The 19,505-nt window shown below is 73.3% G+C and carries 15 protein-coding genes; 10 read left to right on the forward strand and 5 right to left on the reverse strand.

The features are described from left to right. The first annotated feature begins 17 nt into the window (after nt 1-17). Together ACZ58X_RS05595 and ACZ58X_RS05600 are read left to right on the forward strand one after the other, a co-directional pair. Complete coding sequence (locus ACZ58X_RS05595) at nt 18-1,064, forward strand: isopenicillin N synthase family dioxygenase (RefSeq protein WP_470332408.1); 1,047 nt, start codon at nt 18-20, stop codon at nt 1,062-1,064. Nucleotides 1,065-1,316: 252 nt separating this feature from the next. Beyond that, a complete protein-coding gene (locus ACZ58X_RS05600) occupies nt 1,317-2,123 on the forward strand; it encodes a MerR family transcriptional regulator (RefSeq protein WP_470332409.1) in 807 nt (268 codons plus the stop codon). Nucleotides 2,124-2,279: 156 nt separating this feature from the next. Here ACZ58X_RS05600 and ACZ58X_RS05605 read toward each other — a convergent pair whose 3' ends face one another. The 4 genes from ACZ58X_RS05605 to ACZ58X_RS05620 are packed head-to-tail and all read right to left on the reverse strand — an operon-like array spanning nt 2,280 to nt 8,057. Further along, complete coding sequence (locus ACZ58X_RS05605; RefSeq protein WP_470332410.1) at nt 2,280-4,475, reverse strand: 3-hydroxyacyl-CoA dehydrogenase NAD-binding domain-containing protein; 2,196 nt, start codon at nt 4,473-4,475, stop codon at nt 2,280-2,282. Nucleotides 4,476-4,514: 39 nt separating this feature from the next. Beyond that, nucleotides 4,515-5,729 carry an acetyl-CoA C-acetyltransferase gene (locus ACZ58X_RS05610; protein WP_470332411.1) on the reverse strand — a complete coding sequence of 405 codons (1,215 nt, stop codon included), beginning with the start codon at nt 5,727-5,729 and terminating at the stop codon, nt 4,515-4,517. A 40-nt stretch (nt 5,730-5,769) separates the two neighbouring features. Further along, a complete protein-coding gene (locus tag ACZ58X_RS05615; protein ID WP_470332412.1) occupies nt 5,770-6,912 on the reverse strand; it encodes an acyl-CoA dehydrogenase family protein in 1,143 nt (380 codons plus the stop codon). A gap of 2 nt (nt 6,913-6,914) precedes the next feature. Then, the gene (locus tag ACZ58X_RS05620) at nt 6,915-8,057 is read right to left on the reverse strand and encodes a CaiB/BaiF CoA transferase family protein (protein ID WP_470332734.1); all 1,143 of its coding nucleotides are present in this window, start codon (nt 8,055-8,057) and stop codon (nt 6,915-6,917) included. Nucleotides 8,058-8,457: 400 nt separating this feature from the next. On the opposite strand from ACZ58X_RS05620, the gene ACZ58X_RS05625 reads away from it, so the two are divergent. The 8 genes from ACZ58X_RS05625 to ACZ58X_RS05660 all read left to right on the forward strand — a co-directional run bounded on the left by ACZ58X_RS05625 (nt 8,458) and on the right by ACZ58X_RS05660 (nt 17,684). Continuing rightward, on the forward strand, nt 8,458-8,928 hold the full coding sequence (locus ACZ58X_RS05625) for a hypothetical protein (protein ID WP_470332413.1): 471 nt from the start codon (nt 8,458-8,460) through the stop codon (nt 8,926-8,928). A 23-nt stretch (nt 8,929-8,951) separates the two neighbouring features. After that, complete coding sequence (locus ACZ58X_RS05630) at nt 8,952-11,075, forward strand: WXG100 family type VII secretion target (protein WP_470332414.1); 2,124 nt, start codon at nt 8,952-8,954, stop codon at nt 11,073-11,075. A gap of 211 nt (nt 11,076-11,286) precedes the next feature. Further along, nucleotides 11,287-12,126: a hypothetical protein gene (locus ACZ58X_RS05635; protein ID WP_470332415.1), complete on the forward strand. Its 840-nt coding sequence runs from the start codon at nt 11,287-11,289 to the stop codon at nt 12,124-12,126. A 74-nt stretch (nt 12,127-12,200) separates the two neighbouring features. After that, nucleotides 12,201-12,740 carry a GNAT family N-acetyltransferase gene (locus ACZ58X_RS05640; RefSeq protein WP_470332416.1) on the forward strand — a complete coding sequence of 180 codons (540 nt, stop codon included), beginning with the start codon at nt 12,201-12,203 and terminating at the stop codon, nt 12,738-12,740. A gap of 88 nt (nt 12,741-12,828) precedes the next feature. After that, complete coding sequence (locus ACZ58X_RS05645; RefSeq protein ID WP_470332417.1) at nt 12,829-13,920, forward strand: hypothetical protein; 1,092 nt, start codon at nt 12,829-12,831, stop codon at nt 13,918-13,920. After that, a complete protein-coding gene (locus ACZ58X_RS05650; protein WP_470332418.1) occupies nt 13,917-15,185 on the forward strand; it encodes a sensor histidine kinase in 1,269 nt (422 codons plus the stop codon). The genes ACZ58X_RS05645 and ACZ58X_RS05650 overlap by 4 nt, the downstream gene beginning before the upstream one ends. Beyond that, the gene (locus tag ACZ58X_RS05655) at nt 15,182-15,871 is read left to right on the forward strand and encodes a response regulator (protein ID WP_470332419.1); all 690 of its coding nucleotides are present in this window, start codon (nt 15,182-15,184) and stop codon (nt 15,869-15,871) included. Before ACZ58X_RS05650 ends, ACZ58X_RS05655 begins: the two co-directional genes overlap by 4 nt. A 319-nt stretch (nt 15,872-16,190) precedes the next feature. Beyond that, entirely contained in the window at nt 16,191-17,684 is a 1,494-nt protein-coding gene (locus tag ACZ58X_RS05660; RefSeq protein ID WP_470332420.1) for a S41 family peptidase, read from the forward strand. 3 nt (nt 17,685-17,687) lie between these two features. Here ACZ58X_RS05660 and ACZ58X_RS05665 read toward each other — a convergent pair whose 3' ends face one another. After that, nucleotides 17,688-19,295 (reverse strand): ABC-F family ATP-binding cassette domain-containing protein, encoded by a 1,608-nt coding sequence (locus ACZ58X_RS05665; protein WP_470332421.1) that lies wholly within the window; start codon nt 19,293-19,295, stop codon nt 17,688-17,690. Between the last annotated feature and the right edge of the window lie 210 nt (nt 19,296-19,505).

Genomic DNA, 19,505 nt, shown 5'->3' on the forward strand with positions numbered 1-19,505 from the left:
ACCAGCGGATGTCACACATGACGCAGCAGCACACGCCCATATCCGGAACCGGCTCCACCCCGGAGGCGCACCCCGAGGCCCTCCCGGTGATCGACCTCTCGCTCGCCGACGGCAGCCCCGAGGACCGCCGCCGCCTGCACGACGAGCTCCGTGCCGCCGCCACCGGCGTCGGCTTCTTCCAGCTCGTCGGCCACGGCGTCACCCCGGAGGAGACGGCCGCTCTCACCGGAGCCATGCGCGCCTTCTTCGCCCTCCCCGAGGCCGACCGGCTCTCCGTGAGCAACCTCAACTCCCCCCACTACCGCGGCTACACCCGCACCGGCGACGAGCGCACCGGCGGCAGCCAGGACTGGCGCGACCAGCTGGACATCGGCGCCGAGCTGCCCCCGCACACCCCCGGCAGCGGCGAGCCCCCGTACTGGTGGCTGGAGGGCCCCAACCAGTGGCCGGCCGCGCTCCCCGAGCTGCGCACCGCCGCGCTCGGCTGGATCGACCACCTCGGCGCGGTCGCCCGCCGCCTGCTGCACGAGCTCCTCACCTCGATCGGCGCCCGCCCCGACTTCTACGACGACGCCTTCGCGGGCCACCCCCACCTGCGGCTCAAGCTGGTCCGCTACCCGGGCACCGCGCCGGACGGCGCCGGCCAGGGCGTCGGTGCCCACAAGGACTACGGGTTCATCACCCTGCTCCTCCAGGACACCGTCGGCGGGCTCCAGGTGGAGCGCCCGGACGGCACCTTCCTGGACGTCCCGCCGCTCGACGGCGCCTTCGTGGTCAACCTCGGCGAACTGCTGGAGGTGGCCACCGACGGCTACCTCAAGGCGACCAGCCACCGCGTGGTCAGCCCGGCCGGAGCCCGCGAGCGCTACTCCGTCCCGTTCTTCTACAACCCCCGTCTCGACGCCCACGTCGAGCCGCTCGACTTCCCCCTCGCCCACCACGCCCCCGGCGCCACCGAGGACCCGGCCAACCCCCTCTTCGCCGACTTCGGCTTCAACGAGTGGAAGGGCTACACCCGGGCCCACCCCGAGGTCACCCGCCGCCACCACGCCGCCCTCGCCTGACCCGCCGCCCGCGAGAGGCCCCGCAGGTGCCCCGACCGGCGCCCGCCCCGACACCGGGGCGGGCGCCGGTTCGCCGTCTCCGGTCCCTCGTGCTCACCATCCCCGGACCACCGGCCCAGGTTCGCCGGCCCCGGGCCGCCGACCCAGGTTCACCGGCCTCCGGGCCGTCCACCCCGTCCGATGGACCTGATCGCACCGCACTGTCACACTGCAACTGTCACAGCAGGAGTGTGCCAGCGCGGGAGGCAGCAGATGGGGGAGCACGGCGCCGGGGTGGGCGAGGTGCGGCTGACGGTGGACGAGTTGGCGGCGCGGGCCGGGGTGACGGTGCGGACGGTGCGGTTCTACGGGACGAAGGGGCTGCTCCCGCCGCCGGAACTGGGTCCGCGGCGGGTGGGGCTGTACGGGGCCGCGCACCTGGACCGGCTGGGGCTGATCGAGGAGTTGCAGCGGCAGGGGCTGACCCTGGCCGCGATCGAGCGCTACCTGGCCCGGCTGCCGGAGGACAGCACCCCGCTGGGCCTGGCCATCCACCGGGCGCTGGTGGCGTCCTGGACGCCGGAGACGGCCGAGGAGGTGGGCCGGGCCCAGTTGGAGCGGCGGGCCGGTCGGGGGTTGTCGGAGGAGCAGGTGGAACGCCTGGTCGCGATGGGGGCGCTGGAGCGCACCGCCGACCCGGAGGTGTTCCGGACGGATCCGGGCCTGCTGCCGCTGGGCGTACGGATCCTGGACGTGCCGATCCCGCTGGAGACGCTGCTGGCCGCCCGGGCGGTGGTGGTGGAGCACAGCCGGGCGACCGCGCGGGAGCTGCAGCGGCTGTTCCGGGAGACGGTCTGGAAGCCGTACCGGGAGAGCGAGCCGGATCCGGCGGAGCTGGCCCGGATGAAGGAGCTGACCGACCACATCCAGCCGATGGTGGCGCAGGCGCTGGTCACCGCGTTCCAACGCTTCCTGCGCGAGGAGTTGGGCGACGAGCTGGGCGAGGCGTCGGGCGCGGAGTCGGGCCCGGACTCGGGCCCGGACTCGGGCCCGGACTCGGGCCCGGAACCCGGCAACTAGCAGGAGCCGGGCGGGCGGGGCCGCGCCCTCCCGCGCACGACCCCACCCGCTCCGCCCACCCGCTCGGCGCGCCCGCTCCGCGCACCCGCTCGGCCCGCCCAGCACGCTCCGCGCACCCGCTCGGCCCGCCCAGCACGCTCCGCCCGCGCGCTCCGGTCAGTCGGTGAAGGTCCGCCCCTCCGCCGCGATCCGCTCCAGCAGGGCCGGCGGCGCGAACCGCTCGCCGTAGGCGGCGGCGAGCTCGCGGGCGCGGGCCGCGAAGCCGGCCGGGCCGCCCGGGTAGCCGTTGATGTACTGGAAGACGCCGCCCGTCCAGGCCGGGAAGCCGATGCCCAGGATGGAGCCCACGTTGGCGTCGGCGACCGAGGTGAGCACGCCCTCCTCCAGGCAGCGCACCGAGTCGATCGCCTCGCTGAACAGCATCCGCTCCTTGAGGTCCTCGAACGGGACCTCCGAGGGCTCGGCCGGTTCGGCGCCGTCGGCGCCACCGGCAAAGTGCCCCAGCAGCCCCGGCCAGAGCCGGCCGCGCCGGCCGTCCTCGCCGTACTCGTAGAAGCCCGCGCCGCCGCTGCGCCCGGGGCGGCCGAACTCGTCGACCATCCGGTCCACCACCGTGTCCGCCGGGTGCGGGGTCCAGGTGCCGCCGGCGGCCTCGACCGCGCGCCGGTACTCGTCGCGGATCTTGCGCGGCAGGGTGAGGGTGAGCTCGTCCATCAGGGAGAGCACCTTGGCGGGGTAGCCGGCCTGGGCGGCGGCCTGCTCGACGGAGGCCGGGTGGATGCCCTCGCCGACCATGGCGACGCCCTCGTTGAGGAACTGGCCGATCACTCGCGAGGTGAAGAAGCCGCGGGAGTCGTTGACGACGATCGGGGTCCGGTCGATCTGCCGGACGAGGTCGAAGGCGCGGGCGAGCGCCTCGTCGCCGGTCTGCGGGCCCCGGATGATCTCGACCAGGCGCATCTTGTCGACCGGCGAGAAGAAGTGCAGGCCGATGAAGTCGCCGGTGCGTCGGACGCCTTCGGCGAGCACGCCGATCGGCAGGGTGGAGGTGTTGGAGCAGAGCAGCGCGTCGGGGGCGACCACGCCCTCGATCTCCTGGAACACCTTGTGCTTGAGCTCGGTGTTCTCGAAGACGGCCTCGATCACCGCGTCGCAGCCGGCCAGGTCGGCGGCGTCGCCGGTGGGGGTGATCCGGGCCAGCAGTTCGTCGCGCTTCGCCTCGGTGGAGCGGCCGCGAGCGATCGCCTTGTTCAGCAGGCCCTCGGAGTAGGCCTTTCCGCGCTCGGCGGCCTCGGTGCTGACGTCCTTGAGCACGACCTCGATGCCGGCCTTGGCACAGGTGTAGGCGATGCCGGCGCCCATCATCCCGGCGCCGAGCACGGCGACCTTGCGGACCAGCCGCTTCTCGACGTCCTTGGGTCGTCCGGCGCCGGAGTTGACCGCCTGCATGTCGAAGAACAGCGCCTGGATCATGTTCTTGCTGGTCTGCCCGCAGGCCAGCTCGGTGAAGTAGCGGGCCTCGATCACCATCGCGGTGTCGACGTCGACCTGGCTGCTCTCCACCGCGGTGGCCAGCACGTTGCGCGGGGCCGGGTAGGGCGCGCCGTTGAGCTGCTTGCGCAGGTTGGCCGGGAAGGCGGGCAGGTTGGCGGCGAAGGCGGGGGTGGCGGGGGTGCCGCCGGGGATCTTGTAGCCCTTGACGTCCCAGGGCTGGACGGCGGTCGGGTTGGCCTCGATCCAGGCCTTCGCCCGGGCCGTCAACTCCTCGGGGGTGTCGACCAGTTCGTGCACCAGTCCGTGCTCCAGCGCCTGCGCCGGGCGGTACTGGCGGCCCTGCAGCAGGAATTTCAGCAGGGCGTCGGTGATGCCGAACAGCCGCACGGTGCGGACCACACCGCCACCGCCCGGCAGCAGGCCGAGGGTGACCTCGGGCAGGCCGATCCGGCTGGCGGGGGTGTTCAGCGCGATCCGGTGGTGGCAGGCGAGGGCGATCTCCAGACCGCCGCCGAGCGCGCTGCCGTTGACGGCGGCGACGACCGGCTTGCCGAGGGTCTCCAGCTTGCGCAGCGAGCGCTTGATCCGCATGGACTTCTCGAAGACGGCCCCGGCGTCCTCGGGGCGGGCGGCGGACAGCATCCGCAGGTCTCCCCCGGCGAAGAAGGTCTTCTTGCCGGAGGTGACCACCACGCCGCGCAGCGCGTCGCCGAGGCCGGCCAGCCGCTCGACGGTGGCCTCGAAGTCGGCCGTGAAGGCCTCGTTCATGGTGTTGACGGACTGGGTGGGGTCGTCGAGGACGAGGGTGACCACGCCGTCCCGGTCCTGCTCCCAGCGGATGGTGGTGGTGTCGCTCATGGGTTCAAGGTCTCCAGGTCTACCGGGGGGAGAGGGGGATCAGACGCGCTCGACGATGGTGGCGACGCCCATGCCGCCGCCCACGCACAGGGTGACCAGGCCGTAGCGCAGGTCGCGCCGCTCCAGCTCGTCGACGACGGTGCCGAGCAGCATCGCGCCGGTCGCGCCGAGCGGGTGGCCGAGCGCGATCGCGCCGCCGTTGACGTTCACCTGGTCGGGCCGGAAGCCGAGTTCGCCGATGAAGCGCAGGGCGACCGCCGCGAAGGCCTCGTTGATCTCGACCAGGTCGATGTCGGCGGCGGTGAGCCCGGCCTTGGCGAGGGCCTTGCGGGTGGCCGGGGCGGGGCCGGTCAGCATGATGGTCGGCTCGGAGCCGGACACGGCCGCGGAGACGATCCGGGCGCGCGGGCGCAGCCCGTACCGCTCGCCGACCTCGCGGTTGCCGATCGCGACGAGGGCGGCGCCGTCCACGATGCCGGAGGAGTTGCCCGCGTGGTGGACGTGGTCGATGGCCTCCACCCAGTGGTACTTCTGCAGGGCCACGGCGTCGAAGCCGCCGGCCTCGCCGATCGCCGCGAAGGAGGGCTTGAGGCCGGCCAGGGTCTCGACGGTGGTGCCGGGGCGGATGAACTCGTCGCGCTCCAGCACGACCAGGCCGTTGCGGTCGCGCACCGGGACGACCGAGCGGTCGAACAGGCCGTCCGCCTGCGCCTTGGCGGCGCGTGCCTGGGACTCGGCGGCGAACGCGTCCACGTCGGTGCGGGAGAAGCCCCCGATGGTGGCGATGAGGTCGGCGCCGATGCCCTGCGGGGCGAAGTTGGTCTCGTACGAGGTCATCGGGTCGGCGAACCAGGCGCCACCGTCCGAGGCCATCTTGACCCGGGACATCGATTCCACGCCGCCGGCCAGGATCAGGTCCTCCCAGCCCGAACGGACCTTGGCGGCGGCCAGGTTGACGGCCTCCAGGCCCGAGGCACAGAAGCGGTTCTCCTGGACGCCGGCCACCGTGTCGGGCAGGCCGGCCGCGATGGCGGCGATCCGGGCGATGTCGGAGCCCTGGTCGCCGATCGGGCTGACCACGCCGAGCACGATGTCGTCGATCGCCGCCGGGTCCAACTCGGGGTAGCGGCGGCGGATCTCGTGGATCAGGCCGACGACCAGGTCGATCGGCTTGGTGCCGTGCAGCGAGCCGGTGGCCTTGCCGCGGCCGCGCGGGGTGCGGATCGCGTCGTAGACGTACGCTTCGGTGGTCACGATGGGGATGCCTTTCGGGGCAGGGGGGTTGGCGGAGGGGTCAGCCGAGGATGGAGCGGCCGACGATCTCCTTCATGATCTCGGTGGTGCCGCCGTAGATCGTCTGGATGCGACCGTCGGTGAACGCCCGGGCGACCGGGAACTCGCTCATGTACCCGTAGCCGCCGTGGAGTTGGAGGCAGCGATCGGCCGTGCGCTTCTGCAGTTCGGTGGCCCACCACTTGGCCATCGAGGCGTCCGCCGGGGTGAGCGCGTAGCGGTTGTGCTCGGTGATGCAGCGGTCGACGAAGGTCCGGGTGATCGCGCACTCGGTGGCCAGTTCGGCGATCTCGAAGCGCACGTGCTGGAGCTTGGCCAGTGGCCGCCCGAACGCCTCGCGCTGCTTGACGTAGTCGGTGGTGATCTCGACCAGGTACTCGGCACCGGCGATCGCCGCGGCGGCGATGGTGAGCCGCTCCTGGGCGAGGTTCTGCATCAGGTGGACGAAGCCGCCGTTGAGCTCGCCGAGCAGGTTCTCCTTCGGCACCCGGACGTCCTCGAAGAACAACTCCGCGGTGTCCTGGGCCTTCTGGCCGATCTTGTCGAGGTTGCGGCCGCGCTCGAACCCGGGCGTCCCGCGCTCGACCACCAGCAGGCTCAGCCCGTGCGCACCGCCCTCCGGCGTGGTCCGGGCGACCACGACGACCAGGTCGGCCAGGATGCCGTTGGAGATGAAGGTCTTGGCGCCGTTCAGCACGAAGTGGTCGCCCCGGTCCACCGCCTGGGTGCGGATGCCCTGGAGGTCGGAACCGGTGCCGGGCTCGGTCATCGCGATCGCGGTGATCAGCTCACCGCTGCAGAAGCCGGGCAGCCAGCGCCGCTTCTGCTCCTCGGTGGCGAGCGAGGTGAGGTACGGGCCGATGATGTCGTTGTGCAACCCGATCGCCAGCCCGGACGCACCGGCCCGGGCGAACTCCTCGGCCACCACGGCGGCGTAGCGGAAGTCGGGCGAACCGCCACCGCCGAACTCCTCGGGCACCGCGATGCCCAGCAGGCCCTGCCGGCCCGCCGCCGACCAGACCGAGCGGTCGACGATGCCCGCCTTCTCCCAGCGGTCGTAGTGCGGCAGCACCTCCTTGGCGAGGAAGGCCTTCACGGTGGCCCGGAAGTCCTCGTGCTGCTCGGTGAAGATCTCGCGCTGCAACGCTACTCCCCTTGTTCGGTCGCGGAGTTGAGAGGTTCGGTGGCACCGTCCGGCGGGTCGAGCGCCGGCACGCCCCAGTCCCGGGCCACCTCCGCCGTGTCCGCGCCCGGCCGGGCCGGCGGGCGGCGCAGCGCCCCGGGGGTGGCGGAGAACCGCGGGGCGGGGGCGGGCTGGGTGACGCCACCCGCCTCGACGTACGTGCCGCGCGCCGACAGGTGCTCCTCGGCGGCGGCCTGACGCATCGTCAACACCGGCTCCACGCAGGCGTCGGAGCCCGCGAAGACGGCCTCCCACGCGGCCCTGGTCCGGGTGGCGAAGCGGGCGGCGATCAGGGCCCGCAGTTCGTGCCAGCGGGCGAGGTCGTACTGGCCGGGCGCGTCCGGGCCGAGCTCCAGGAGGCGGGCGAACTCCGCGTAGAACCGGGGCTCCAGGGCGCCCACCGCGAGGTGCCCGCCGTCGGCGGCCCGGTAGACCGCGTAGAACGGGGCGCCGCCGTCCAGCAGGTTGACGCCCCGGCGGTCCTGCCAGTGGCCGGCCGCGAGCAGGCCCCAGAGCATGCTGCCCAGGTGCGCCGCGCCATCCACGATCGCGGCGTCCACCACCTGCCCGGCACCGGTGGCGCGGGCGTGGTGCAGCCCGGCGAGCAGGCCGACCACCAGGTAGAGCGAGCCGCCCGCGTAGTCGCCGAGCAGGTTCGCCGGGATCCCGGGCGGCGCGTCGGCCCCGCCCTCCGCGGCGACCAGCCCGAGCACCCCGGCCACCGCCGCGTACCCGAGGTCGTGCCCGGCGGTGGCGGCCCGCGGCCCCTGCTGGCCCCACCCGGTCATCCGCCCGTACACCAGGGCCGGGTTGCGCGCCAGGCACACCTCGGGGCCGACCCCGAGCCGCTCCGCCACCCCCGGCCGGTAGCCCTCGATCAGCAGGTCGGCCCGCTCGACCAGGTCCAGCACCAGGCCGGGCCCCTCCGGCGACTTGAGGTCCACCAGCACCGACCGCTTGTTCCGGTTGGTCAGGTCGTACGCCGGGTCCGTCCCGAGCGGCGAGGGCTCCGGGCGGTCCACCCGCACCACGTCCGCCCCGAGGTCGCCCAACAGCATGGCCGCGAACGGCGCCGGCCCGATCCCGGCCAGCTCGACCACCCGCACCCCCGCCAACGGGCCCGCAGCGGCGGCCGGACCGCCCACCGGGCCGAATGCCGAACCGGAGGCCGAACCGGAGGCCGAACCGGTTGCCGGGCTGGTCGCCGAACCGCTCGCCGGACTGCTCGTGTCACGCACTGGCCGCAGACCCTCCGGGGTTTGACAGTAAAGCTGTAACACTCGCGATGATAGGGAAGCGACCCGCCGGTAACAAGCCCTCGCCCCCGCGGCCGTGTCACCGCTTCCCCGCCAATTCCCCCCTGACGAAACCTTGATGGAGCCGATCACGCCCGGTGCAACCGGCGGCACGGAGGGTGCGTCGGTGTACTGACGGAGCCGACCTGTACGGTCGTCATGCCGAAGGGGGTGCACGAACCCCCGCCGACCAGGGGAGGAACACGCAGACATGGGCAGCCCGTACTTCACCACCGGACCGGTCGCCCCGGCCACGGACCCGATGCCGAGCACGACGGCCAAGAAGTCGCCGTACGCCCCGCCGGCGCCGGCCGACGGCGGCAACACCGTGCCGCCCCTCCCCTTCATCCCGCCCGGCAAGGCCACCAGCCGGCTGGACACCCCGTACGAGCTCACCGCCTCCGCCGGAATGGCCCGCCAGATCGCCACCGACCTCGACGGCGCCAACAGCAAGGCCGGGCCCGGCGCGCACAGCCTCACCGAGTACGCGAGCACCGCGTCGACCAAGATCCGCGGCTTCTCCTTCGGCGGCGCCCTCACCGGCGCCACGGAGCGCTGGCTGCAGCAGTGCAAGACCCTGCACGACAAGCTCGACAACGCGGCAACCGGCCTCGACCAGACCCGGCAGAACTACCACTCCAACGAGATCACGACCGTCGCCGACCTGCGCGCGGCCCGGTAGAAGTCAGAAGGGGGAACGGACACATGGTGTCCTTCAAGGAACTGCACGAAGCCGACTTCTCCGGGGTCTCCGACGCCGCCGAGGCGTGGGCCGGGGTCGCCAAGGCCCTCACCGCCCTGGACGGCCGGGTCACCAAGGACCTCACCAGCACCGCGCAACGGGCCGGCTGGAAGGGCGATGCCGCCGACAGCGGCACCAAGGCGCTGCAAGGCATCGACGACGACTTCAAGAAGGGGTCGGCCGTCGCCACCGCCCTCGCCGCGATCATGAAGACCGCCGCCGAGGACTTCACCGCCGCCCGCCGCGACCTCGACACGGCCCTCCACGACGCCCAGACCCAGGACCTGAGCGTCTCGGCGGACGGCACGGTCAGCTGGAGTCTGCCGAAGGGGGCGAAGAACGACCCCGACAGCGAACAGCTGGCGCGAGACCTGAACGCCAAGGCCAAGGCCGTGTCGGAACGGCTGAACAAGGCCGTCGAGAAGGCCACCGCCGCCGATCAGCTGGCCACACTCCACCTCCAGAGCGACATCGGCACCAGCAACGCCGTCTTCAACCCCACGCCCGGCCGCACCGGCCCGGTCACCGACGCCAAGCGCGCCACCGACCTGATGTCCAAGGGCGGCAGCCTCACCGACGACCAGCTCAAGGAACTGCAGACCCTGCTGGCCGCCAACACGGGGAACAAGGACTTCGCGACCACGCTGCTCAACGGCCTCAACTACGGTGGCAAGACCGGCCCGGAAGCCTTCCTGGAGTACAGCAAGGCCTACGGTGACCTCGCCCACGGCAACCACAACGCCAAGGGCTACCAGGACGTGTACGGCAACCTGTCGGTCCTCCTCGCCAACGGCACCCGCGACGGCGGCATGGGCAAGGACTGGGAAGCCGGACTCTTCGCGGCCGCCCGCCGCCCGGGCGGTTCGGCGGCGGGATGGAACGACAACTATCCGGCACTCACCGCCCTCATGGAGGCGAAGGGGAACTTCGATCCGGCCTTCGTCCGCAGGGTCGGCACCAACCTGCTCGACTACGAGGCCTCCAGCAAGGTCAAGGGCGAGGAGCTGTGGGGCCCGAACTGGCTCAACAACCCCGAGAAGGGCGACCCGCTGGCCCCGCTGCTGCGGATGATGAAGGGCGATCTGGCGACGACCCAGGCCTTCCTCGACCCGAGCCAGAACCAGAACCTCAGCCACCTGCTCAGGGACCGCGGCTGGCTCAGCGACGACCAGGAGAGCAAGCTTCCCCCGGGCGTGCTGCCCAAGACATCCCACCGGATGTTCGTCGAAATGCTGGACGGCGCGGCGACCGGCCGCGAACCCGGCAGCACCCTGCCGCCCGTGCGACCGCACGACGCGATGATGACGCGGATCATGGACGGTGCGCTCTCGGCGCTGGGCGGGGACAAGGCGGGCGACCAGGCCCCGAACTACTCGGGGCTTCGCCGCCCGATGGCCGGGCTGATCAGCGAGTACGTCGCCGACACCCACGACATCCTCAGCCGTGACATGGCCGGCCCCTCCGAACCGGGCGGGCTGAACACCACCCGCGAGCAACTGCTCCGGGCGATCCGGGGAACCGCCGAGGACCCCGAGGCGTACGCGCTGATCCACCTGAGCGAGAGCCAGGAGGTGGCCCGACGGATGGCCGAGTACGGCCCGGAGGCGTTCAAGGACGTCAACGGCCGCCCGGATCCTAAGTTCGAGATGCTCGTCAACGACGCCAGCAAGGCCCTCGGGTCGCTCGACGCGGTCCAGGCGAACACCATCACGAACCATCGGGACGACGGCGTGTTCAAGGCCAACTGGGAAGCCAAGATGAAGTACCACTACATCGGCACGTTCGCGAACATGCTGCCCGGTTCGGCTTGGCTGCCGGTGGGCGACATCGCCCAGCGCTACGTGGACGTCGCCACCAGCAACTGGGCGAACAGTACGGCCGATGCCATCAACTCCAAGGCCCAGGGCGACATCAGCAGCCTCTACAGCGCCGGACAGATGCAGGTGCCGGACATGCTCACAACGAAGGCGGGCGAGTCCGGCATCCCTCTCCGCGACACGCAACTGGTCCAACTGTCCGACACGGCGAAGATGCACTACTACACGTCGATCACCGAGGCCTACAGGGCCGCGTTCGGCAATGGGTGATCGCGTGACGGAGCAACGACACGAGCCTTCGGACAGCAGCCCCGGGCGTATCGACGCGGCGCTCGAGCGACGCGGGTCCAGCAGCCGCCGTCCGCGCGTACGGGCCGCCGTGGCCGTGGCCGCCGTGACAGCGGTGGTGGCCGGTGCGGGAGCGTTCCTCGCGAACAACCTGAGCAATGCCTTCGGGCCGGACAGCGTGTGCGGTGGCGCCGTGAGTGCCGACGCGCTCACCGCTGCACTCGGATCGGGCAGGGTCAGCGAGCACACCTACGGCAACGGGGAACTGCGCAGCGGTACCGCGTCCTGCGTGGCAACGGTGAGTCGTGGAGTCTTCGGGAACGACCGGTCGGTCACGGTGGAACTGCGCGAGAACACCGGACTCTCCGCCCTCGCGGACGACTCGGGAGCCCGGTTGTTCGCCGCTTCGGCCAACGGAGGCGCGGTCGGCGCGGCCGCCGACCACCGGGCGTGGGCACTGCTCCCCGAGGGCTGCGACAACGGGCTGCGGGTCGCGGTCAGTTCGGGTGACGCCGACGGACCTGGGGCCCGAGAGCTCGCAGATCTCTCCGTGACGGTGGCCAACCGGATCGCGGGGCAGCGAACCTGCGGATCGACGCCGATGCCGGCGCCGCACATCCTGTCGGAGGCCGGAACGGAGCGCGACCTCAACCGCAGCGCCATCTGTGGTCTGCCCGGCTTCACCCTGCCCGACCTGCCGGGGAATCGCGGTCTCCGGGAAACCGCGACCACCGCCACCGACCCCCTGTGGGCCTGCCGCATCCACACCGACGCGCACCCCAGCCCCTCCGTCTCCTTCACCATCGGCACCGAGCCGCGGCTCCTGACCTCGGCCGCCCCGAAGGACGAACCGGGGCTCGGCCGGGCCCGCTGGGTCGGGTCGGACGAGATGGTGACGTCCTGCCAGGGCAAGCCCACCGTCTTCCGGTTGAGCTGGGACGGCGCCCAGAAGCTCATCCCCGACGACGACGAGACCTGGAAGCAGTTCCTCGCCGCCGGGGGCAAGGCGATCGGGTGTGAGCCGATCCTGTAGGAAATGGACGGGCGGGTGTCGGCGTAATGGTCTATTGTGCCGTCGGACCATTACGAACAACAGGGGGAACCGCCATGACCACCACTGATCTGCCCGCCGCTGCCCGGACGGTCGTCACCGTGTCCGAGCGGCTGGTGTTGAGCCGGCCGCAGGAGGGGGACGCGGAGGCGATGTTCGCCATCCACGGGGATCCGGAGACCAACCGGTACAACCCGGACGGGCCGCAGCGGGATCTCGCGGCGGCGCGGGAGCAGTTGGCCGGGTTCGTGGCGGACTGGCCGCGGGACGGGGTGGGGTACTGCATGGTGGCGACCCGGGAGGAGCCGGAGGTGGTGATCGGGGTCGCCGGGCTGTTCCTGCACTCGCTGGACGGGGAGCCGGTGTTCAACCTGTACTACCGGTTCCGGCCGTCGGCGTGGGGCAAGGGGTACGCGGCGGAGGCGTGCCGGGCGGCGATGGCGGAGGCGCTGCCGCGGTTCCCCGGGATCCCGGTGACGGCGCTGATCAGGGCGGACAACCTGCCGTCGCGCCGGTTGGCCGGGCGGCTCGGGCTGGTGCCGGACCCGGACGGGCGGGTGGACCAGGAGGACCGGCTGATCCACCGGATGGCGTAGGGAGGACGCGAGGATCCCCCGCCGGGGGGAGGGGGATCGCACCCCGGGCCGAGGCCGGGGCCCGGGGGGCGGCGGCAGCGTAGGGGGCATGAGGCGCAAGGAAGACGTGGTGCGGGGGGCGGCGGCCGGGATCGCGATGGCCGCCACGGTGCCCTATCTGACGCTGAAACTGTTGTGGCTGGCCGGCGCCCACGTGGGCGCGCGCGACGCGAAGGCGTTGGACAGCCTGTGGACGCTCAACCTCCTCACCTTCGGCATGGACGTGGTCGCGCTGCTGCTCGCGCTCGCCTTCGTCCGGCCGTGGGGGCGGCGGGCCCCGGCCGCGCTGGTGGCGTTCCCGATGTGGGTGGCGAGCGGCCTGCTGGGGACGATCCTGGTGGTCGTTCCGCTGGACCTGCTCGGCTCGCTGGTGTTCGGGGCGGAGCACCGGACGGCGGCGCAGCAGGCCGACGACGGCCTGGCGGGGTGGGTGTACGCCGTGGTCTACGGGGGCTTCGGGGTGCAGGGCGCCGCCCTGTTCACCGCCTTCGGGCTGTACGCCCGCCGACGCTGGACGGGCCTGCTCCACGACCGGATCGGCGACCTGCCCGACTCCCCCACCCGCAACGTGCAGCGGGCCTTCGCCGTGGTGGCCGCGCTGGTCGCGCTGGGGGTCGCGACGGCCCGGGCGTACTGGGCGGCGGGCGGGACGGTCGGGCTGCCGCTGCGGATGGCCGAGGAGTACGACCGGTCGATGGCGACGATGGACGCGGCCACCGCCGTGACCGCCGTCGCCGCGGCACTGGCGCTGCTGGTGCTGGTCTTCCGGCTCGGGCCGCGACGGCGGCTGCGGATGCCTCTGCTGGTGGCCTGGACCGGCGCGGGCTCGCTGTTCGGCTGGGGCGGCTTCCTGCTGGTGGCGTTCGGGACCTCGACGACGGTGCCGGACCTGCCGCGGGCCGTGCCGGGGTTCCTGGCCCTGGTGGAGGCCGGGCAGTTCACGGCCGGGGCCCTGATGCTGGCGGCGGGCGCGGTGGCCCTGACCGAACGGGGGGCCGCCGCCGGCAGGTTGGCCGGGCCCAGGAGGGGGGCCGGGCCCGACAGCACTGACGGGCCCGGCTGTACTGACGGGCCCGGTTGCACTGACGGCCACGACAGCGCTGACGGCCCCGGCGGCGCTGACGTAAAGTCGCCCGGGTGAGTACGGGGGGCGGCCGGATCCGGCGGGCGGGCGGGGTGTTGTTCGGGCGGCGGGCCCGACTGCGCTGGGTGCACCTGGTGCTGGGCGGCGCGCTGCTGATGCCCTACTACCTGTTGTCGACGGTGGGGCTCGGGGCGCTCAACCCGAACCAGGGGCAGGCCCGCCAACTGCTGTTGCAGATCCTGTCGTTGTTCACCTCGCTGCCGATGGCGGCGGTCACCGCGCTGGTGCCGACCGTCCGGGGGCTGGAGGGCGCGGCCGCCCGGGCGCTGTGCGCGGTGGCCCGGCCGGAGGAACTGGCCACCGGGCCGTCCCGGTCCTGGGCCGCCCGGTGGCGGACCGCCGCGTTCTTCGTGCTGCACCTGTTCACCGGCGGGGTGGTCGCCGGGATGACGCTGGCCGGGACGCCCTTCGCGGTGGTGCTGATGTTCGGCCTGATCGGGTCCGAGGACCTCTCCGGCTACTGGACGGACCGCTTCCCCGACTGGATGCTCACCGGCCCCGCGCTGGGTCTGGCCGTGCTGCTGCTGATCGTCGTCAGCAACGCCGGCTGCGGTGCGCTGCTGGCCCGTTGGGCGCCCCGGCTGCTCGGCCCCACCCCGGAGGAGCGGCTGGCCGCCGCCGAACGGCGGGCCACCGTGCTCGCCCAGCGCAACCGGCTGGCCAGGGAACTGCACGACTCGGTCGGGCACGCGCTCAGCGCGGTCGGCATCCAGGCGGCGGCGGCCGCCCGGGTGCTGCGCACCGACCCGGACTTCGCGGCGGAGGCGCTGCGCGCGATCGAGGAGACCGCGCGCGGGGCCGTCGCCGAACTGGACACCGTGCTGGGGCTGTTGCGCGAGGAGGAGGACGGCGGCGCCGGACCGGCCGGGCCCACGCTGGCCGGGCTGGACGACCTGCTGCGCCAACTCGCCCGCACCGGCGTGACGGTGGACGCCGAGCTGGCGCCCGGCCTGGGCGTACTGCCCGCCGAGGTCTCCCGCGAGGCGTACCGGATCGTCCAGGAGGGCCTGACCAATGTGCTCCGGCACGCCGGGCCCGCCCCAGCGGGGCTGCGGGTCGCGCTGGACGCGGGCCGGCTGGAGATCGAACTGACCAACCCGCTGGGCCCGGCCCGCCCCAGCCGCCCCGGCGGCGGGCGCGGGCTGCGCGGGATCGGGGAACGGGCGACGGCCCTGCGCGGCGGGAGCGCCGTGGGGCCGAGCGAGGACGGGACGACATGGCGGTTGGCCGTGTGGCTGCCGCTGGGAGGGACTGGGGGATGAACGACGGCAACGGCGCGGGGGGCGGGCCCATCCGCGTGGTGATCGCGGACGACGAGCGCCTGGTCCGGATGGGCCTGCGGGTGGTGATCGACGCCGAACCGGACCTCTCCGTGGTCGGCGAGGCCGCCGACGGCGCCGAGGTCGTGCCGCTGGTGCGCGAACTGCGACCGGACGTGGTGCTGATGGACGTCCGGATGCCCGACATCGACGGGATCCGGGCCACCGAGCAGCTGGTCGGCGGGATGGCCGAGCCGCCGCGGATCCTGGTGGTCACCACCTTCGAGCACGACGACCACGTGTACGACGCGCTGCGCGCGGGCGCGGCCGGCTTCCTGTTGAAGCGGGCCCGGGCCGAGGAGATGGTGCAGGCGGTGCGGCTGGTCGCGCGCGGGGACTCGCTGCTGTTCCCGGCGGCGGTGCGCGAACTCGCGCTGCGGCACGGAGCGAACGCCCGGCGGGAGGCCCCCGCGGACCGGGGGCCGATCGGGCGGCTGACCGAACGGGAGGGCCAGGTGCTGCGGTTGATGGCCACCGGGCTCAACAACGCCGAGATCGCCCGGCAGTTGGTGGTGAGCCAGGAGACGGTGAAGACCCACGTGGGCAGTGTGCTGGCCAAGCTGGGCGCCCGGGACCGCACCCAGGCCGTGATCGCGGCCTACGAGTCGGGCTTCGTCCTGCCGGGCTGAGGAACCGCCCGGGTGGGGAACCGCCCGGGCGGGGAACCGCAGGGGCTCGGCCGGGGCGGGCGACAGCCGGGGACGCGGGACAGCCGGGGACGCGGGACAGCCGGGGACGCGGGTGCGCGACGGCTTTCCCACCCGCCGTCAAAAGGGTTTGCCGTCCATCCCTCCCGAGACGGTCCAGCCGGGCCTGCGAGTGCGCCCGGAGGAGGGGACGGGCGCGGCGCGTCGGATGACGCCCGGGCGGTGCGGGCGACCGTAGCGTCGTGGGCACGGTGGCGGAAGGGTTCCGCGGGGGAGGCCGGGCACTCGGCGGAGGCCGGAGATGAAGCAGAGTCGGCGAGGTCCGAAGACGGAGTACGGGACGGTCGGCCGGGCGACGACGGCGACGGCGGCGCTCGCCACAGCACTCGCGGCACTCGCGACGGCGATCGGGCCGGCGGCGGGGGCGGCGGCCGCCGCCGAGGGGCGGCCGGGGAGTCCGCTGACGGGCGTCTGGCGGATGGACGGCTACGGCACGGTGGTCGCCGTCGACGGGGGCCGGCTGACCACCTACGACGTGACCGCGCACAGCTGCGTGCCGGGCTGGATCACCGCGGCGCAGGCCGGCCCGCCCGGACCGGACGGCACCGTCCGCTTCGTCACGGGCACCAACGCGGTGACCCTCACCCCGAAGGGCCGCGACCGGCTGGTCGACCGCGAGGAGGGCGGGGTCGGCACCAAGGACCTGTACCGGATCCCCGCACTGCCGGCGCTGTGCACCACCCCGGCACCGAACGACCCGCTCGCGGTCTTCGACCGGTTCTGGGAGGACTTCGCGGAGAACTACCCCTTCTTCGCGGCCAAGGGGATCGACTGGCAGGCCGTCCGGGACGAGCAGCGGCGACGGATCACGCCCGCGACGACCGCCGACCGGTTGCAGGAGGTGTTCGTCGACATGCTGCGGCCGCTCGGCGACGCCCACACCGGGCTGGCGCGGATCGTCGACGGGCAGCCGACACCGGTGTTCGGCGGCCGGCGGCCCGGCTCGACGGTGCGCACCAAGGAGCTGACCACCCGGGCCGGGGAGGCCGTCGCCGCCCAGCTCACCGGCCCGGAGCGGCTCTTCGCCGGCGGGAAGCTCGGCGTGGGCCGGCTTCCCGACGGCGTCGGCTACCTGCGGGTGGGCAGCTTCGACGACTACACCGACGGAGACTACCTCAGCCAGGCCGCCGAGCTGGACAAGGCGCTGGACGCCCTGCTCGCCGACCCGGACGGGCTCACCGGGCTGGTGCTCGACGTCCGGCTGAACGGCGGCGGCTCGGACGCGCTCGGGCTGCACATCGCCGCCCGGCTCACCGACCGCCCGTACCTGGCCTACCGGAAGGTGGCACGGAACGACCCGGCCGACCCGACGAAGTTCACCCGGCCCGTGCCCGTCCCCGTGGAGCCCTCGGACAGCGAGCACTTCACCGGTCCGGTGGCCCTGCTCACCTCCTCCATCTCGGCCAGCGCGGCGGAGACCTTCGCCCAGGCGCTGATGGGCCGCTCCCCGCACGTGACCCGGATCGGCGAGAACACCCAGGGCGTCTTCTCGGACGTCCTGATCAAGCCGCTCTCACCGGACTTCGCGGTCGTCCTGCCGAACGAGAAGTACCTCACCCGCAACGGCGGCACCTTCGACGGCCCGGGCATCGCGCCGGACCTCCGGACCCCGGTGTACAGCCCCGAGGAGCTGGCCGCGCTCAAGGACTCCGCCCTGAGCACGGCCCGGCGGGTGCTCGCCGAGGACGCCCGGGGCGACCAGGGCCCACGGCGGCAGCTCCAGCCGCAGCAGTAGCCGCTACATCGGATCCACCGCCCTCAGTTCGCCGTCCAGCTCCAGCCACCTGGTCAGGCCCAGGCCGCGCAGGAAGGGCAGGTCGTGGCTGACCACGATCAGCGCGCCCCGGTAGGCGGCCAGCGCCTGGGTGAGCTGGCGGACGCTGGCGAGGTCCAGGTTGTTGGTCGGCTCGTCGAGCAGCAGCAGCTGCGGCGGCGGGTCGGCCAGCAGCAGGGCGGCCAGCGTCGCCCGGAAGCGCTCGCCGCCGGACAGCGTGCCGACCGGCTGCTCGGCCCGGGCGCCCCGGAACAGGAAGCGGGCCAGCCGGGCCCGGATCGCGTTGTCCCCGGCGGCGGGGGCGAACCGCTTGACGTTCTCCACCACGGTGAGGGCGTCGTCCAGCAGGTCGAGCCGCTGCGGCAGGTGCCGCAGCCCCTCCGGGGTGGTGATCTGCCCCTCCAGCGGGGAGAGTTCGCCCGCGATGGTGCGCAGCAGCGTGGTCTTGCCGGAGCCGTTGCGCCCGACCAGGGCGATCCGCTCGGGGCCGCGCAGGTCGAGGTCGACGGTGGCGCCGAAGGGCAACCGGACCTTCTGCAGGGTGAGTACGGTGCGCCCGGCCGGCACCTCGGTGCGCGGCAGGTCGATCCGGATCTCGGCGTCGTCGCGCACCGCCTCCTCGGCGGCGGTCAGCCGCGCCCTGGCCTCCTCCAGGCGTTCGGCGTGCATGCCGGTGAGCCGGCCGGCCGTCTCCTGGCCCTTGCGTTTGAGCATCCCGGCGAAGATGTGCGGGTCGTTGCGGGTGACCGAGCGCTTCTTGCCGTAGCTGGCGCTGCGGTCCAGCCTGGTGCGGGCCTCCGCCAAGTCCCGCTTCTGGCGCTGGACGTCGGCCTCGGCGTTGCGCAGCAGCCGCTCGGCCGTCTCCTGCTGGGCCGTGAGGGTGCGCTCGTAGTCGTCGTAGTTGCCGCCGTACCACGTCACCCCGCCGTCCCGGAGGTCGGCGATCTGGTCGACGTGCCGGAGCAGTTCGCGGTCGTGGCTGACGATCACCATGGCGCCCTGCCAGCCGGCCACCGTCTCGTAGAGCCGCTCGCGGGCGGCCCGGTCGAGGTTGTTGGTGGGCTCGTCCAGCAGCAGCACGTCGGGGCGGCGCAGCAGCAGGGCGGCCAGCCGTAGCAACACCGCCTCGCCGCCGGAGAGTTCGCCGGTGGTGCGGTCGAGGCCGAGGCGGCGCAGGCCGAGCTTGTCGAGGGTGGCGCGGGCGCGCTCCTCGACGTCCCAGTCGTCGCCGACGGCGTCGAAGTGCCGCTGGTCGGTGTCGCCCGACTCGATGGCGTGCAGGGCCTCGCGGGCGGCCCGGATGCCGAGCGCCTCGTCGACCCGCAGGCCGGTGTCGAGGGTGAGGCCCTGCGGCAGGTGGCCGAGTTCGCCCTCGACCCGGACGGTACCGCCGGTGGGGGTGAGTTCGCCGGCGATCAGCCGCAGCAGGGTGGACTTGCCGGCCCCGTTGAGGCCGATGAGTCCGGTGCGGCCGGGGCCGACGGCGAGGTGGAAGCCGTCCAGGACGGGTTTGCCGTCGGGCCACTCGAACGCGAGGTCGGTGCAGAGGACGGCGGTGGTGGGTTGTGCCATGCAAGGCCTCCCGGGTGGTTGCTGAAGGGGTGACGAGCAACACGGGGAGACACCGCGGGTGCGGAACCGGGACGGCCGGAGGACAGGACGGCGCGATGACGCGCCACGGGGCCGTGACTGAGGTCGCACACTCGCACACCACGCGGCAAGGGCTACAGCTGCGGCCGCGAGAACGACAGCGGCAACGGCGACGGCAGAGCCTGCGTGGCG

The sequence above is a fragment of the Kitasatospora sp. NPDC040550 genome (genome assembly GCF_055594965.1).